Origin of the sequence: Zhongshania aliphaticivorans (genome assembly GCF_902705875.1) — a bacterium.
GTDB lineage: Bacteria > Pseudomonadota > Gammaproteobacteria > Pseudomonadales > Spongiibacteraceae > Spongiibacter > Spongiibacter aliphaticivorans_A.
Map to the genome: position 1 here is coordinate 701,887 of NZ_CACSIK010000001.1, position 15,015 is coordinate 716,901.

General features: G+C 48.7%; 13 protein-coding genes. 6 read left to right on the forward strand and 7 right to left on the reverse strand.

Going from position 1 to position 15,015, the window contains the following annotated elements:
* Window positions 1–6 precede the first annotated feature (6 nt).
* Together AELLOGFF_RS03280 and AELLOGFF_RS03285 are read right to left on the reverse strand one after the other, a co-directional pair.
* Entirely contained in the window at window positions 7–501 is a 495-nt protein-coding gene (locus AELLOGFF_RS03280; RefSeq protein WP_159267327.1) for a M48 family metallopeptidase, read from the reverse strand.
* A gap of 5 nt (window positions 502–506) precedes the next feature.
* On the reverse strand, window positions 507–938 hold the full coding sequence (locus AELLOGFF_RS03285) for a PACE efflux transporter (RefSeq protein ID WP_159267328.1): 432 nt from the start codon (window positions 936–938) through the stop codon (window positions 507–509).
* Window positions 939–1,201: 263 nt separating this feature from the next.
* Between AELLOGFF_RS03285 and AELLOGFF_RS03290 the strand changes: the two genes are divergently transcribed.
* Entirely contained in the window at window positions 1,202–2,473 is a 1,272-nt protein-coding gene (locus tag AELLOGFF_RS03290) for an O-acetylhomoserine aminocarboxypropyltransferase/cysteine synthase family protein (protein ID WP_159267329.1), read from the forward strand.
* 92 nt (window positions 2,474–2,565) lie between these two features.
* Here the strand turns inward: AELLOGFF_RS03290 and AELLOGFF_RS03295 are convergent, their stop codons facing one another.
* Genes AELLOGFF_RS03295 through AELLOGFF_RS03305 form a run of 3 tightly spaced genes read right to left on the reverse strand, consistent with a single transcriptional unit; the run spans window position 2,566 to window position 5,041 of the window.
* On the reverse strand, window positions 2,566–3,042 hold the full coding sequence (locus AELLOGFF_RS03295; RefSeq protein ID WP_159267330.1) for an NADAR family protein: 477 nt from the start codon (window positions 3,040–3,042) through the stop codon (window positions 2,566–2,568).
* Window positions 3,043–3,060: 18 nt separating this feature from the next.
* The gene (locus AELLOGFF_RS03300; protein ID WP_159267331.1) at window positions 3,061–3,489 is read right to left on the reverse strand and encodes a DUF3010 family protein; all 429 of its coding nucleotides are present in this window, start codon (window positions 3,487–3,489) and stop codon (window positions 3,061–3,063) included.
* Window positions 3,490–3,541: 52 nt separating this feature from the next.
* Window positions 3,542–5,041, reverse strand: coding sequence for a protein adenylyltransferase SelO (locus tag AELLOGFF_RS03305; RefSeq protein WP_159267332.1), 1,500 nt, complete (start codon window positions 5,039–5,041; stop codon window positions 3,542–3,544).
* 273 nt (window positions 5,042–5,314) lie between these two features.
* On the opposite strand from AELLOGFF_RS03305, the gene plsB reads away from it, so the two are divergent.
* The 5 genes from plsB (at window position 5,315) to trpC (ending at window position 11,970) form a co-directional block, all read left to right on the forward strand.
* Entirely contained in the window at window positions 5,315–7,786 is a 2,472-nt protein-coding gene (plsB, locus tag AELLOGFF_RS03310; protein ID WP_159267333.1) for a glycerol-3-phosphate 1-O-acyltransferase PlsB, read from the forward strand.
* Between the two features lie 215 nt (window positions 7,787–8,001).
* Window positions 8,002–9,522, forward strand: a complete 1,521-nt coding sequence (trpE, locus tag AELLOGFF_RS03315; protein ID WP_159267334.1) for an anthranilate synthase component I — start codon at window positions 8,002–8,004, stop codon at window positions 9,520–9,522.
* Complete coding sequence (locus AELLOGFF_RS03320) at window positions 9,522–10,106, forward strand: aminodeoxychorismate/anthranilate synthase component II (protein ID WP_159267335.1); 585 nt, start codon at window positions 9,522–9,524, stop codon at window positions 10,104–10,106. Before trpE ends, AELLOGFF_RS03320 begins: the two co-directional genes overlap by 1 nt.
* A gap of 5 nt (window positions 10,107–10,111) precedes the next feature.
* The gene (trpD, locus tag AELLOGFF_RS03325) at window positions 10,112–11,164 is read left to right on the forward strand and encodes an anthranilate phosphoribosyltransferase (protein WP_159269263.1); all 1,053 of its coding nucleotides are present in this window, start codon (window positions 10,112–10,114) and stop codon (window positions 11,162–11,164) included.
* Window positions 11,164–11,970 carry an indole-3-glycerol phosphate synthase TrpC gene (trpC, locus tag AELLOGFF_RS03330; protein WP_159267336.1) on the forward strand — a complete coding sequence of 269 codons (807 nt, stop codon included), beginning with the start codon at window positions 11,164–11,166 and terminating at the stop codon, window positions 11,968–11,970. The genes trpD and trpC overlap by 1 nt, the downstream gene beginning before the upstream one ends.
* A 252-nt stretch (window positions 11,971–12,222) precedes the next feature.
* On the opposite strand, the gene AELLOGFF_RS03335 is transcribed toward trpC, so the two are convergent.
* Both AELLOGFF_RS03335 and AELLOGFF_RS03340 read right to left on the reverse strand, forming a co-directional pair.
* On the reverse strand, window positions 12,223–13,107 hold the full coding sequence (locus tag AELLOGFF_RS03335; RefSeq protein WP_159267337.1) for an FAD:protein FMN transferase: 885 nt from the start codon (window positions 13,105–13,107) through the stop codon (window positions 12,223–12,225).
* Window positions 13,108–13,154: 47 nt separating this feature from the next.
* Entirely contained in the window at window positions 13,155–14,954 is a 1,800-nt protein-coding gene (locus AELLOGFF_RS03340) for a protein-disulfide reductase DsbD family protein (RefSeq protein WP_159267338.1), read from the reverse strand.
* Window positions 14,955–15,015 lie beyond the last annotated feature (61 nt).

The following is a 15,015-nucleotide window of genomic DNA, read 5'->3' on the forward strand; positions in this document are numbered from 1 at the left end:
GTGGGTTTAAACCTGCCCTAAATCTTTCCCTGTTAAGTAGATTCGTAAATCAAATTCCCGCTGGTGATAGTCCGGTAACATATAACAACACAGTTTATAAAACGCTTTGTTGTGATCGTGTTCTTTTAAGTGGGCGAGTTCGTGGACGACGATCATTTCCAAAAATTCGGGTGCAGCCTCTTTGAATAAGGAGGCAATTCGAATCTCTTTTTTTGATTTTAATTTTCCCCCTTGCACACGTGATACCGCTGTGTGTAATCCTAAGGCGCGATGAGTAAGGTCAAGGCGATTATCAAACAGGACTTTGTCAATTTGAGGCGCACTGCGAAGGTTGGCTTGTTTTAGTCGGCTCACATATTGGTAGAGGGCTTTGTCACTTTGAATAGCATGTTTCTCGCCATAGCGGTTTGCTAGATAGGCACCTAATCGCTGGCTTGTAATGAGTGAGCGGACTTGGTTTTGCAGCTCTATTGGATAAGCTTGAAGATACTTTAATTCCATTGTTTTTATTTATTCGCCTCTTGTGCTGATACAGGGAGGCCGAAAATTTTGTCGAATAGCCAAGTAAACACTATGGCGTAGACAAAAAAGGTGAGCAGTAAGCCGATTTCCGCGATAAAAGCATGTAGCAAACTGATACTTAACCAGTAAGCGGTGAGGGGAACCAACACTAATACTAAGCCGCCTTCGAAGCCTATGCCATGGGCGATGCGTCTGCGCCAAGATCGTCCTTTGGCGGTTTGTTTTGCTTCCCAGCGTTCAAAAATTGCGTTGAAGAGGTAATTCCATATTAGGGCGATGGTGGCCATGAGCACTGAAAGAGGCAAGGTTGATGAAACCTTGGCGTCAAAGGCAAAGGTGAGAATAGGGGTGACGATGGCAACAGCGCCAATCTCATAGAGAATGGCTTGGCAAACTCGGCGGTTTTTTGGGCTCATGGAATACACTTATTAGACGGCTGAAGTAGGTGGTGTTATTGGCTGGCGCTATGGTAACTGATTTTGATCTCGCTTGGGATTTGGAGTGTGACTTGACAGTGGAGGGGTGTAGCGGAAAAATGCCCTACCAACTTTAGGCGAGTCTATACGTGTTAAACATGTACATGATGATTCCTAGCTGGTGGGGAGATAGGCTAAGTTGCACATAGGTATGAGATGGCTAAGGCCTTAATAAAAACAGAATTAATGAATAAAGGATCAAAATGAAACTTGAATCGATAGCCCTACACGAAGGGTATAAGTCGGAAGAAACCACCAAAGCTGCCGCGGTTCCAATCTACCAAACCACGTCTTACACCTTTGATGATACCCAGCACGGTGCTGATTTATTTGATCTAAAAGTGCCGGGCAATATTTATACGCGCATTATGAACCCAACCACTGATGTGTTGGAAAAACGAGTTGCTGCAATGGAAGGCGGTGTTGGTGCCTTATGTGTCGCCTCCGGCATGGCGGCCATTACCTATGCTATTCAATGTATTTGCGAGGTTGGCGACAATATCGTCAGTACCAGCCAATTATATGGTGGAACCTATAATTTCTTTGCCCACTCTTTACCACGCCAAGGCGTGGAAGCGCGGATGATTTCGCACGATGATTATGCCGGCTTTGAACAGGCGATTGATGAAAACACCAAAGCGGTATTTTGTGAGTCTATTGGCAACCCTGCCGGCAATGTGGTGGATATAGCGCGCTTGGCAGATATTGCTCATAAACATGGTGTGCCGCTAATTGTTGATAACACCGTAGCGACTCCCTATTTGTGCCGACCCTTTGAGCTGGGTGCTGATATTGTTGTTCATTCCCTGACCAAATATATTGGTGGTCACGGCACTTCAGTTGGCGGGGCGATTGTCGATTCTGGCAAGTTTGACTGGGTGGCAAATAAGGCGCGTTTTCCAATTTTAAATGAGCCAGATCCTTCCTATCATGGCGTGGTGTATACCGAAGCGCTAGGGCCTGCAGCGTATATTGGTCGCTGTCGTGTTGTGCCGCTGAGAAATATGGGTGCGGCGCTATCGCCGACTAATGCGTTTCAAATTTTGCAGGGCCTTGAGACTTTAGGTTTGCGAATGGATCGCCACTGTGAAAATGCTGAGAAATTGGCGGCTTACCTTCAGAACCATGAAAAAGTGAAGTGGGTAAATTACGCGGCTTTGCCAGACAGCCCTTATTATGAAACCTGCCAAAAGATCACGAATTCACGCGCCTCTGGCATTATTAGTTTTGGCGTAGAGGGTGGTATTGAGGCCTGCACACGGTTTATCGATTCCTTAGAAATGATTCTCCGTTTGGTGAATATTGGTGACGCTAAATCCTTGGCCTGTCATCCAGCGTCAACCACGCATCGACAGTTGAATGAGGCTGAGCTGGCGTCTGCAGGTGTAAGCGCTGATTTGATTAGAATCTCAGTGGGCATCGAGCACATCGACGATATTATTGCCGATGTTAGTCAGGCTTTAGATAAGGCCTAGTCTTAGCTTAAAGTAAGCAAAATACCCACTCGGTGTTATCAATGAGCACCGGGTGGGTAATGAAACTATGTAATTCGCGCTGGCAGTGAATACTACTTATTTGAATTTTGAGTTTCTTCGCGTAATTTCTTTCTCACGCCCATAAGCATTTTGCCAAAGTTGTTATCACCTCGGGTATCGCGCCCGCTTCCCCAAAAGTAATCGTACTGACTGGTATTTTTAATTTCAGCATCGCCAGAGTTTAATAGTAGTTCAGCGACATCGGTATGTGCACGGCACTTGATATAACAGCCTCGTGTCATATAGGTCACGCTGTGTTTTTTCCAGTCTTTGCGCCGTTGGTGTTTTCTACTTTTACCAAGCTTTGCGGCTTCTGCCGGGTGAGCGGCTTGGCGAATTTGCTCACGATAGTCGGCATCGTCAAATTTCATTGCTTGGTAATAGTGTTCCACTGAAGGCCATTCAAAGCCATCCAATTCAAACGCGTGTTTCGAGTAAGCGGCCAGCGGATGCTTGGGGTCTTCACGAGTGAGGTAAAGTGGTTTGTTATCATCTTTATTGCTAAACATGGGCTTTTCCAAATAACGCTATGCGCTCATTTTATGAGCTACGTAGGCGGTGATAAAGGCGGCTTCTTGAAACCCTTTGAGTTCGGTGTCGGCAAAGGGAATTGGCAGAGGGTGTTCTGCCAGCGTGGCTTTTGCCTGTGTTGAGGTAATAAGAACAACATCGATATCGGCAATAAGCTGAATAGTCGCTTCAAGTTTGAAGCTCACGGCACCGCCGGCAAATTTGCCTTTGGGCAAGCGGCCTTTGATGGCGACTTTATCAATTTTATAATCTTGCATGAGCTGACTAAACGCCGTTTGAAATTGTTGTAAATCTTCGCGGCTGTGATCCTTTGGCAAGCTAATTTTTCGTGCTCGGCAACCGGGAATATTAAATTGCTGGCCATCTAAGCTAAGTAAGCAGACAACGGCATCGTTGCTACTCAGTTCTACGCCGCAAATTCTCATGGTGTGTCCTTAATATACTTGTGTTGATGTGGTGTTTATTGCTGTGCTATTTCTATGTTCCGCAAAAGGTTTGGAATACTCGCTCGCTTGGAGCCGCAGGCATCGCGTAGCGTTGCTTGTCTTGCGTGAAGGTGTGCGGCGTTTGCAGTACATCGACGAGCTGATTAAAAAAACTCAAGTCGTTGTCTTGTTCGGCGGCGGCAATTGCTTCTTGGACAAGATGATTACGTGGAATAAAGACAGGGTTGGCCTTGAACATAATTGCTTGACGCTGGGCTGGCGTTTGCTCGTCTTCAATCAGTCGCTGCCGCCATTGCTGCAACCATGGCGTAAATGCATCGCTAAATTCAAATAATTCGCGAACGCTGTTGTTGATACAGCTGGCTTCGTCTGAGAGTTCAGCTAAGCGACGGAAGCAGAGGGTAAAGTCTGCTTTTTCTTGCTCCATGATTGAGAGCAAATCTTGATATAGCGCATCATCTGGTTCTGTGAATTCAGCAAAGCCGAGTTTGTTTTTGATGATGTCTTGATAAGCGATCAGAAAACGCTCGGGAAAACTGTTGAGGGCTTCTTGGGCGATAGCGACAGCACTTTCTTCGCTGGCATCGGGGCTGTTATCAAGAATTGGCAATAATGCTTGAGCAAGTTGGGCCAAATTCCAGTGGCCGATGGCGGGTTGGTTGCCATAGGCATAGCGACCATTTTGATCAATGGAGCTAAATACTGTGGCGGGGTCGTAGCTGTCCATAAAGGCGCAGGGACCGTAGTCAACGGTTTCTCCGCAGAGCAGCATATTGTCGGTGTTCATTACGCCGTGAATAAAACCTACAGATTGCCATTGCGCAATAAGGGTGGCTTGACGCTGAATAATCTCATCCAGCATGGCTGCAATGGGGTTATTTGCCTGCTTGGCAGTACTGAAATGACGGTCGATTAAGTAATTGCTTAGGTTTAGCAATGCCTCGTTATCTTGCCTGGCGGCAAAATATTGCATGGTGCCAACACGAATATGACTTTGAGCAACTCGACTAAAGACCGCGCCGGGCAGTGCTTGGTCTCGGAAGACTAATTCGCCACTGGTGACAGCCCCTAGGGCACGGGTGGTGGGTATATCGAGTGCCGCCATGGCTTCACACAAAATATACTCACGAAGAACGGGGCCTAGCGGTGATTTGCCGTCGCCGCCACGGGAATATGGGGTGCGACCAGAGCCTTTGAGCTGCCAGTCATAGCGTATCCCGTTTTTAGCGATTAATTCGCCGAGCAATACCGCGCGGCCATCGCCAAGTTGGGGATTCCAGCCGCCAAACTGGTGGCCGGCGTATACGGTGGCAATGGGCTCTGCGCCGTCAGGAATATGGTTGCCCGCCATGGTGGCAATCCCCTGTGGCGAGATCAGCCATTGGGGATCAATCCCTAACTCTTCTGCGAGGGCGGTATTGGCCCTAATTAAGTTAGGTGTGGGTACGGGAGTTGGTGCTTGAGGGCTGAAAAATTGGGTGGATTGCCGAGCGTAGCTGTTGTCGAAGGTTGGGCTTTTTGCAAAAGTCATGGCTTGGCCTGCATAAAACGGTAAGACATTTAAGGTAGATTTATCTTTGGACGATTGTACATGAATCGCTGACCTCTGGTGGCGAGTAAGTACTTTATCAGCGCAGGCGCTTGGCTAATTTGGGCCGTAGGGTAAACCTTCTAACTGAAAACCGCGACGTGGCGCGACAGACCAAGTAAAATCGCGCGCAGTGGCTTCGTTGGTGATGGGAATATCGGTTTATTCTCGTATTGAGACTGGCGAGCAGCGCCGATTAATAAGGATTGATGCATTATGCCGTGGTTTACGCGCTTATTTTTTTTGTTGTGTCGGATGCTGTCCGCACCGTTTCTTGCGGGTATAAAGCCTAAATTGGTGCAGTTTGATGAGTCACTACACGCTGAGTTAAACGGTAAGCCGGTATGCTATGTGTTACGCCAACATAGTTGGACAGATCGATTTTTATTAGAGCGTGTTTTTAAGGCGTATGAACTTCCCCTTTTACGCGCCACACCCGGAAAACTACCTGATCACGACCGTGCTGCCTGCCTGTATTTGCCGGTGCTTAGCGGTCAGCGCGGTGGCTCCCGAGGCACTAACACTATGGCGGCGTTGGTCGCTCAGGCAGCAGAGGGAGACTACCCTTTGCAAATTGTGCCGGTGTCAGTTTTTTGGGGCCGAGACCCTGGCAGTGAAACCTCCTTTTTCAAATTATTACTGGGCGATGGTGAGCGAGCCGGTGCCATTCGCAAGCTTATGGTGATCTTGGCGCAGCGTCGCAATGTACTTATTCATATTGCCCAGCCCTTGCAGTTCAGCACGTTTGTTGCCCGTAAACAGGACCCTGTTGCAGGGGCCGCCGTCATGGCGCGGATGTTGTCGTTTTACTATTCTCGCCGCAAAGCGGCCAGCCTTGGCCCAAGCTTGTTGTCGCGTCAGCAAATCGTCGATGTGGTATTGCGGCGCCAAGTGGTTAGAGACGCTATTGCTGAAGAGAAAAATGACGCTAAGACTAAACCTGAGGCGGTTAATAAGCAGGCCCGAAAAATGGCCGAGGAAGTTGCCGCTAATTTTGACGGCCGCATGATTCGGGCATTAGAGCTTATTTTAACCTGGGCATTCCGCAAGATTTTTTCTGGCTTGAATATTCACCATGTAGCGCGCCTGCGGGAAACGGCAAATAGTCAGCAATTAATTTATATGCCGTCTCACCGAAGCCACTTTGATTACTTGTTAATCTCTTACACGCTATATATGCAGGGCTTGGTGCCACCACATATTGCCGCTGGGGTGAATTTAAACTTCTGGCCGGTGGGTGGTTTGTTGCGGCGTGGCGGGGCGTTTTATATTCGACGTAGCTTTGGTGGCCAAAAATTGTATTCAGCCATATTCAAGTCTTATCTTGATGTTTTGTTGGGGCGAGGTTACCCGGTGGAATTTTTTCCTGAGGGCGGTCGAAGTCGCACAGGACGTTTATTGCCACCGAAAAAGGGCATGCTGAAAATGACGGTGGAGAGTTTTATTCAGCAACCCGGCCGCAATGTGGCGTTGGTGCCGATTTATGTTTGTTATGACAAATTGGTAGAAAGCGCGTCTTATGTAAAAGAATTGCGCGGGGCAACGAAAAAGAGCGAATCTGCGGGTGGTTTGTTAAAAGCGCGGAAAATTTTTAAATCGTCTTATGGCAGCCCCCACGTCGCCTTTGGTCAGCCTTTGCGGTTGGATGAGTGCTTTAGTCATATCGAACCCGATTGGCGTAAACGCAGTCAGGCTGGTGACCACTCTTTTGTACCAGCGGTTATCGACTATATTGCATTGGAAAATATGGAGCGTATCAACGCGGCGGCGGTGGTGAATCCGATTGGTCTGGTCGCGATGATTTTATTATCTAGCCCACAGCGGGCAATGGCTGAAGATGAGTTATTGCTGCAAATTGACCACTTTATTGCGATATTGCGACGCCTGCCCTATAGCCCTGATATTACCTTGCCGGAAGGCAGTGCCAAAGAGATTTTTGAGCAAGCGGCGCGCACTGCCGGCTTGTCTAGAATAGATCATCCCTGGGGGGCAATTATCACCGCTACCGGTAAAGAGGCTGTGATGCTAACGTATTATCGAAATTCGGTGATGCATGTGCTGGCACTACCGAGTTTAATTGCCCGTTTTTTCCGCCACAGCCAGCGTGTTAATGAGGCCGATTTAATAGAAGGCTGCGTGCTACTTTACCCCTTTGTTAAAAACGAATTGTTTTTGCGCATTAAAATAGAAGATTGTGCGGCGGCGGTAAAAGAGCAAATTAATAACTTGGTGGCCCTCGATTTATTGTCTCGAAATGATGACGGCAGTCTTAGTCGCGCCAATGTGGGAACCGCCGATTATGCGGTCTTAACCGGCTTGGGGCGTATTCTTAGAGAGACCTTTGAGCGCTACACCATTACCAGTTTGCTGTTGGTGCAGGATATTTCCGACGTGGCGGCACTGCGCAAAGATATTGAGAAAAACACCATTGAAATGGCTCAGCGCTTGGCTATTTTGAGTGGCCGAGAAGCACCGGAATACTTTGATAAGAACCTGTTTCGTAGCTACATTGACACCCTGATTCAGCAGGGCTTGTTATTAGTTGAAGAGCGAGATGAAGGTGAATTCTTGCAGGTGGATAAGCGCCTAGAGGCTTTATCACAACGCTGGGTAGCGCTGCTAGGGCCAGATGTTCAGCAGAGTATGCAGCAGCTGATACGCAAGCCCGTGATGAATGAAGACGATTAGTTGCTAAACTATGGGGATTTTTGAGGTTTCCCCACGGTGCTTGCTCGGTTACAATGTTTTGACATTTTAATTACGTGTGATGAGTCTAGAAAAATGGTGCATAACGCCCGCATAACACTGCTGTGTGATTGCCGTCGATGGCGATGGTAGCTCTTGCAATAAGCAACACTGCAACTAGCAGATTACCAAGCCGAAACCATTTTTAAGGATTTATCATGCAAGCCCAGCGATACAATGAACTGGCGCAGCAACGTTATAACCGTATACCTGTATACCGCGACGTGCTGGCCGACCTCGATACTCCCCTCAGCGCATATTTAAAACTCGCCGCAGAGCCTTATAGCTTCCTCTTTGAGTCTGTACAGGGCGGTGAAAAGTGGGGCCGTTACTCCATTATTGGCTTAGGTGCGCGCACGGTGCTGCGAGCTACGGGGCAGCAGATTACTATCTCTCAAGACGGTAAACTTGTTGAGTCTCACGAATGTGAAGACCCGCTAGCCTTTGTCGAAACCTTTCAAGAAAGATATCAAGTACCTGATATCGATGAACTCCCCGCTTTTTACGGCGGGCTTGTGGGCTACTTTGCCTATGATTGTGTGCGCTATATTGAGCCTAAACTGGTTCCGACCACACCACCAGATGCATTGGGTACGCCAGACATTCTCTTGATGGTGTCAGAGGAGTTGCTGGTATTCGACAACTTGTCGGGTATTGTAAAAATCATTACGCATGCCGACCCTGCTGACGCGGCGGGGTATAGCAAAGCGCAGGAAAAACTGGATTCCTACGAGCAGATGCTGCGCGGCTTATCACCGATGTTGCCGACCCTGAATTTAAGTGCAGATGGTGTTAAGGAAACGGATTTTGTCTCTAGTTTTGGTGAAGACAATTTTAAAGAAGCGGTAGAAAAAGTAAGGGAGTACGTATTGGCGGGTGACACCATGCAAGTGGTGCTGTCTCAGCGTTTAAGCATTCCGTTTACGGCCTCGCCTCTCAATTTTTATCGTGCGTTGCGGCATCTTAATCCCTCGCCGTATATGTACTATCTCAATCTTGACGATTTTCATATTGTCGGCTCGTCACCCGAAATCTTGGCGCGCTTAGAAGATGGTGAAGTAACCGTACGCCCGATTGCGGGTACGCGTCGCCGTGGTCACACGGAGGCAGAGGATCTCGCGCTAGAAAAAGAGCTGTTGGCAGACCCCAAGGAAATTGCTGAGCACTTGATGCTTATTGATTTGGGGCGCAATGATGCGGGGCGTGTTGCCAAGACGGGTACCGTGGAATTAAGCGATAAGATGGTGGTAGAGCGTTACTCCCACGTCATGCATATTGTCTCTAATGTGCGCGCCCAAGTTCGCGATGATATCCGCGCCATGGATGTTCTTAGAGCAACCCTGCCTGCGGGAACCTTGAGTGGCGCGCCCAAGGTGCGAGCCATGGAAATTATTGATGAGTTGGAATCGGTTAAGCGCGGTGTTTACGGTGGCGCAGTGGGTTATTTGAGTTGGAATGGCAATATGGATACCGCAATAGCCATTCGCACTGCGGTTATCAAAGATGATCAATTACATATTCAGGCTGGTGCCGGCATAGTGGCAGATTCGCAGCCACGTTTAGAGTGGAAAGAAACCATGAACAAGGCGCGGGCGGTGTTTGCGGCGGCGTCGATGGTGCAGAGTGCGGCGGGTGATGTGGATACCCTAGAAGTGAATAGCAATGGGGAGGCGTCATAATGTTATTAATGATCGATAATTACGACTCCTTCACCTACAACGTCGTGCAATATTTTGCCGAGCTGGGCGCAGACGTTAAGGTACTGCGCAATGATGAAGTGAGTATTGATGAAATACGAGCAATGGCACCCAGTCATTTAGTTATTTCTCCCGGCCCTTGTACGCCCAATGAGGCAGGTATTTCACTGGCGGCCATCAAAGCATTTGCAGGTGAAATTCCTATTCTCGGTGTGTGCTTGGGGCATCAAAGTATAGGCCAGGCTTTTGGCGGCAATATCGTGCGGGCAAGAGAAGTCATGCACGGTAAAACCTCACCGATGTATCACCACAATACTGGGGTATTCACCGGCCTAAACAATCCAGTAGTAGCCACGCGTTATCACTCGTTGGTGATTGAAAAAGCCAGCCTGCCAGAGTGCTTGGAAGTCACCTCGTGGACCCAAACTCCAGAGGGTGAGGTGGACGAAATTATGGGTGTTCGGCATAAAACCCTCGATGTTGAGGGCGTGCAATTTCATCCAGAATCAATCTTGTCTGAGCAGGGCCATGAACTGTTTAAGAACTTTTTGGAGCGTCGCTCATGAGTGAAATGAACATTAAAGACGCACTGGGTTTAGTGGTGCGTCATATTAGTTTGAGTACCGTTGAGATGGCGTCAGTGATGCGTGACATCATGACGGGGCAGTGTAGTGATGCTCAGATTGCGGCCTTCTTAATAGCGCTGCGCATGAAAAGTGAAAGCCTTGATGAAATTGAAGGCGCGGCACAGGTCATGCGTGAGCTGGCGGCGCCGGTAGATATTTCTGGCTTAGACAATGTGGTTGATATCGTTGGAACCGGTGGTGATGGCGCTAATCTGTTTAATGTTTCATCGGCGAGCACATTTGTCATTGCGGCCGCAGGGGCGCACGTTGCCAAGCATGGTAATCGCTCCGTATCTTCTAAAAGCGGCAGTGCAGATTTACTTGAGAGCGCGGGTATTCAGTTAGATCTAAACCCCCAGCAAGTCGAGCGCTGCATTCGTGAAGTCGGTGTTGGGTTTATGTTTGCGGTTAATCATCACAGTGCGATGAAACACGCGATTGGCGTGCGCCGAGATATTGCTCAGCGCACGATTTTTAATATTTTGGGGCCGCTGACTAACCCCGCCGGCGTGACGCGCTTGGTCTTGGGAGTGTTCAGTTCTGAGCTTTGTCGCCCACTGGCTGAGGTATTAAAGCGTTTAGGCGCCGAGCATGTGATGGTGGTTCACGCCAAAGATGGTTTAGACGAAATAAGTTTAGCTACCGCCACGGAAGTGGCCGAGTTGAAAGACGGTGATATTCAAGAATACCTATTAACTCCAGAAGATGTTGGGATAAAAAGCCAGAGTTTGGTGGGCTTAGATGTGGCTGACAGCGAGGCGTCGTTGGCGCTGATTCGTGATGCACTTGGTAAGCGTGAAACCGATGCCGGTAATAAAGCGGCAGATATGATTGCCCTTAATGCCGGTGCCGCCCTATATGTTGCGGGTGTTGTAAGTAGCTTAAAACACGGTGTGGCTTTGGCAGAAGATACTATTCACGGTGGCCAGGCATTAGAAAAAATGGGTGAACTTGCTACGTTTAGTCAGGGCTTAACATCGTCACAAGGGGCTGAATAATGGCGCAGGAGAGTGGTACGCCTACCGTTTTAAAGAAAATTTTAGATCGCAAACGCGAAGAGATAGCTGAGCGCACTGAGCAAGTATCTATTGCTGATTTGCAGCAGAAAATTGCCTTGGAATCTGCCCCGCGTGGTTTTGTAAAATCGCTAGCGGACAAGCTGGGTGCGGGAAAATCAGCGGTCATTGCCGAAGTTAAAAAGGCTTCGCCCTCCAAAGGCGTAATTCGAGAGAATTTCATACCTGCAGATATCGCCGCAAGCTATGAAAAAGGCGGTGCGGCGTGTTTGTCGGTATTGACTGACGCCGATTTTTTTCAAGGCTCGGAAGCGTTTTTACAACAGGCGCGGGCGGCATGTTCACTGCCAGTGATTCGCAAAGATTTTATTATTGACCCTTACCAAGTCTATGAAGCAAGAGCGATAGGCGCTGATTGCATCTTGTTGATTGCTGCAGCCTTAGACGACGCTACGATGATAAGTTTAAATCAGTTGGCGCAAAACTTGGGCATGGACGTGTTGATTGAAGTACATAACGCGGATGAATTGGCGCGCACGCTACCCTTAGGTAATCGCTTAATTGGTATTAACAACCGCAATTTACATAATTTTGAAACCTCTCTGCAAAACACCTTTGAGCTGCTCGGGGCAATTAGTGAGGATCATATTGTGGTGACTGAAAGCGGTATTCATACTGCAGAAGATGTTGCCTCAATGCGTGAGCATGGTGTAAATGCGTTCTTGGTGGGAGAGGCATTTATGCGGGCTGATGAGCCAGGAGAGAAACTGGCCGAGTTGTTTGGCTGAGGAGCAGATTGAGTGTTGGCCGCTGACGAATGCCTAACTCCGACCTGTCGATTCACCTATAAGATGTCAGTCTTGGTCAGCTTACGGAAAAGATCTGTCGTGCGCTTGGAGCGACTGCTAAGGTAAATTAACTGGCAGTCAACAGCTTTGTAAGAAGTACGGTTATCACCTTTTAGCTGTCATTCGGTTTAGACGAGTATCAATGCACAGTTTCGCGTATGCGGCCATTCTGAAAGTGAATTCTCTACAGTATTAACGCTGCAACCAATACAGGACATCTTGGGCATCGAGGAATTCTTCTGCGTCGCGGCCATTCAACATCGCCAGAGTTGCCAGCAGACCCGACTCAACACAGCTGTTGGCCGCAACAGTAACGGAGTGCGGTGCATCCATTACCGGCCACGCTGTTAATGGGTTCAGTACATGGGAGTAGCGTGTACCGTCACGCAACAGAAAGCGCCGCGCATCACCGCTTGTCGCTAAACCTCCGCGCCGCAACTGAATAAGTGCAGATTTTAATCCTCCAATATTCTCAACGCCTACAAGCCAATGTGCTTGATAGCTCGGTGGAGCATTTGCGAAGAGGTCTCCACCAAAATTAATCAATACGGGTATGTTGGTGTACTCGGCGACTAGCGCAGCAGCGCGATCAACTGAATATTCTTTGCCAATACCACCAAAGTCTATCTCCATATCCGGCGCCATTCGCAATTGCGGCGATACCCACTCGACCTTGTCCCAACCCACAATACCGAGCATTGCCCTAGCAGATGTCGCATTGGGAACGTTGGCGCTGCCATCAAATTTCCAGATACGCCTGAGAACACCCGAGGAGAGATCAAAAAGCCCAGCGCTGATCTGATAAGCATGGTCGGCAAAATCGATTAAGTGCGCAGTTTCTGCATCGACCACAACGGGAGCGCCCGCAGCATTATTTATTTGATAAACAATATTGTCTTCACGGTAACGGCTAAACTTTTGCTCAATGCGCCACGCTTCGGCAGAAATAGTTTTTACAATCCGTTGCGCCAGCGCTTCGTCGTGACTATCGATGAGCACTTCACATGGACTTGCCATAGCCTCAAACTGGCCGACAAAGCCTTGCGCACTATTGTTTAAACGTAATTCTCGATTCATCGCTTTGGCTATACAAATGCTTAGTAGATCATTGAGTATCGGCTAGCTTATAGACGATTAAAAGTCCCCAGTATTTTTTCAGTGCTAAGTATTTGAGGCAACACCTCTTCACGCTCGCCCTTACCAGGAAAAAATACGTAGAGAGGAACACCGGCGCGATTGTAACGGGCGAGCAAACGGCTTATTTGCGCGTCACGACGGGTCCAATCTGCTTTGACGTAACGAATGTGCTTCTCCGCCATCACCGCGCTGACGGCTTCGGTATGTAACACAAGGCGCTCATTAACCTTACAGGTAATACACCAGTCGGCGGTCACATCCAAAAATACCGGCCCTCCATCATCTAATAAGGCAGAGAATCCTTCGACACTATATGCCGATGTATTCTCGCTGTTCGCTAGGGAGGATGCACTATTTGCTTCCTTAGCAGAATCAACGACGTTGGGTATAAGCAGACTGGAGCTAAGAATGGCGCCAGCAGCCAGCCCTGTAACTACCGCAATTACACGCCGCCACCGAGACTCACTCCAGAAATACAATGCCATCGCAATGAGCAAACAACCCACAAGAACCAACATCGCACCATTAATGCCAGCCTGGCGACCTAGTACCCATAACAACCAAATGCCCGTGAGGTACATTGGGAAGGCCAAAACTTCCTTAAGTGTGACCATCCAGTTGCCTGGCCTAGGCAGTAATCTACCTATTCCTGGCACCACCGATATCAACAAAAACGGCGCCGCCATACCCAAGCCCAGCGCAAGGAATACCGTCAGCGCTACTGGTACGGGCTGAGTGAAAGCAAACCCCAACGATGCACCCATAAACGGCGCTGTACAAGGGCTTGCCACAACCACAGCCAGAACACCGGTAAAAAACGAACCGGACAAGCCACCTTTATCGACCAAGTTCTGACCAACCCCTGCGAACCCCGCGCCGAGTTCTACAAACCCGGAAAAGCTCAGCCCCACCAGAAAAAACAGATAGACCAAGGCACCAACAAACCAAGGAGATTGTAGTTGATAACCCCAACCCAATTCTTGTCCTGACGCCCTCATTATCATAAGCAAGCCTGCCACCGCCATAAAACTTGCAACGACACCCGCGGTATACACCAGGCCATGCAGTCGTCTTTGGGTGGGCGAGGTGTCCGTACTTTCCAATAAGCTTATCGCTTTAAGCGCTAGCACAGGGAACACGCAGGGCATCAAATTGAGTATCAGACCACCAAGAAAGGCCATGGTCGCCATTAGCCACAACGATGTTTGAGGTTGCTCGATTTCCTGAGTACCGGTGGCAGAGCTCTGCGACTGTAGATTGCTGTCGACGAGCGATGCATCTGCGTCTTTGACGTCTGCGTTCGCTGAAGGATCAATACGCAACACGGTGGCGTCTAAGGGGTTAACCCTGAATAACTGATGATAGGGTGGATAACACAAACCCGCGTCAGCGCATCCTTGAGAACTCACTTTAATGTCGAAGACCTGTGAGTCGACAAGTGCTGTACGCAGACTCACCTGATTGTAAAAGACCTCCACGTCACCAAAATATTCGTCGTGCTTTACTTTTCCCGAAGGTAAATCAAATGCTACTTTCTGATCGCCTTCTCCTCCATGCTGGCTCAATTTGAAGCGATGGCTATACAAGTAGTAGCCGTCTGCTATTTGCCACTCCAGCAACAACTCATTCCCTGATATGCGTGGAGTCAACTGATAAGCTTGTTCGACCGGTAAGAATTCACTTTCGAGTGCTACCTCAATAGCGATATTTTCTGACGCGACCGCCCAGCCTACTGGCGCGAGCAGAACGCCTAGCACAAGTAGCCATTTACCTATAATGTGACTCATAATTTTTGACCACCCCGCGCGGAGCGCTCCTCGAAAAAAAAAGGGTGCAAACTCAACCGAG

Coding starts and splice junctions, on each gene's coding strand:
- AELLOGFF_RS03280 (WP_159267327.1), bottom strand. CDS start 501: ATGGAATTAAAGTATCTTCAAGCTTATCCAATAGAGCTGCAAAACCAA.
- AELLOGFF_RS03285 (WP_159267328.1), bottom strand. CDS start 938: ATGAGCCCAAAAAACCGCCGAGTTTGCCAAGCCATTCTCTATGAGATT.
- AELLOGFF_RS03290 (WP_159267329.1), top strand. CDS start 1,202: ATGAAACTTGAATCGATAGCCCTACACGAAGGGTATAAGTCGGAAGAA.
- AELLOGFF_RS03295 (WP_159267330.1), bottom strand. CDS start 3,042: ATGTTTAGCAATAAAGATGATAACAAACCACTTTACCTCACTCGTGAA.
- AELLOGFF_RS03300 (WP_159267331.1), bottom strand. CDS start 3,489: ATGAGAATTTGCGGCGTAGAACTGAGTAGCAACGATGCCGTTGTCTGC.
- AELLOGFF_RS03305 (WP_159267332.1), bottom strand. CDS start 5,041: ATGACTTTTGCAAAAAGCCCAACCTTCGACAACAGCTACGCTCGGCAA.
- plsB (WP_159267333.1), top strand. CDS start 5,315: ATGCCGTGGTTTACGCGCTTATTTTTTTTGTTGTGTCGGATGCTGTCC.
- trpE (WP_159267334.1), top strand. CDS start 8,002: ATGCAAGCCCAGCGATACAATGAACTGGCGCAGCAACGTTATAACCGT.
- AELLOGFF_RS03320 (WP_159267335.1), top strand. CDS start 9,522: ATGTTATTAATGATCGATAATTACGACTCCTTCACCTACAACGTCGTG.
- trpD (WP_159269263.1), top strand. CDS start 10,112: ATGAACATTAAAGACGCACTGGGTTTAGTGGTGCGTCATATTAGTTTG.
- trpC (WP_159267336.1), top strand. CDS start 11,164: ATGGCGCAGGAGAGTGGTACGCCTACCGTTTTAAAGAAAATTTTAGAT.
- AELLOGFF_RS03335 (WP_159267337.1), bottom strand. CDS start 13,107: ATGAATCGAGAATTACGTTTAAACAATAGTGCGCAAGGCTTTGTCGGC.
- AELLOGFF_RS03340 (WP_159267338.1), bottom strand. CDS start 14,954: ATGAGTCACATTATAGGTAAATGGCTACTTGTGCTAGGCGTTCTGCTC.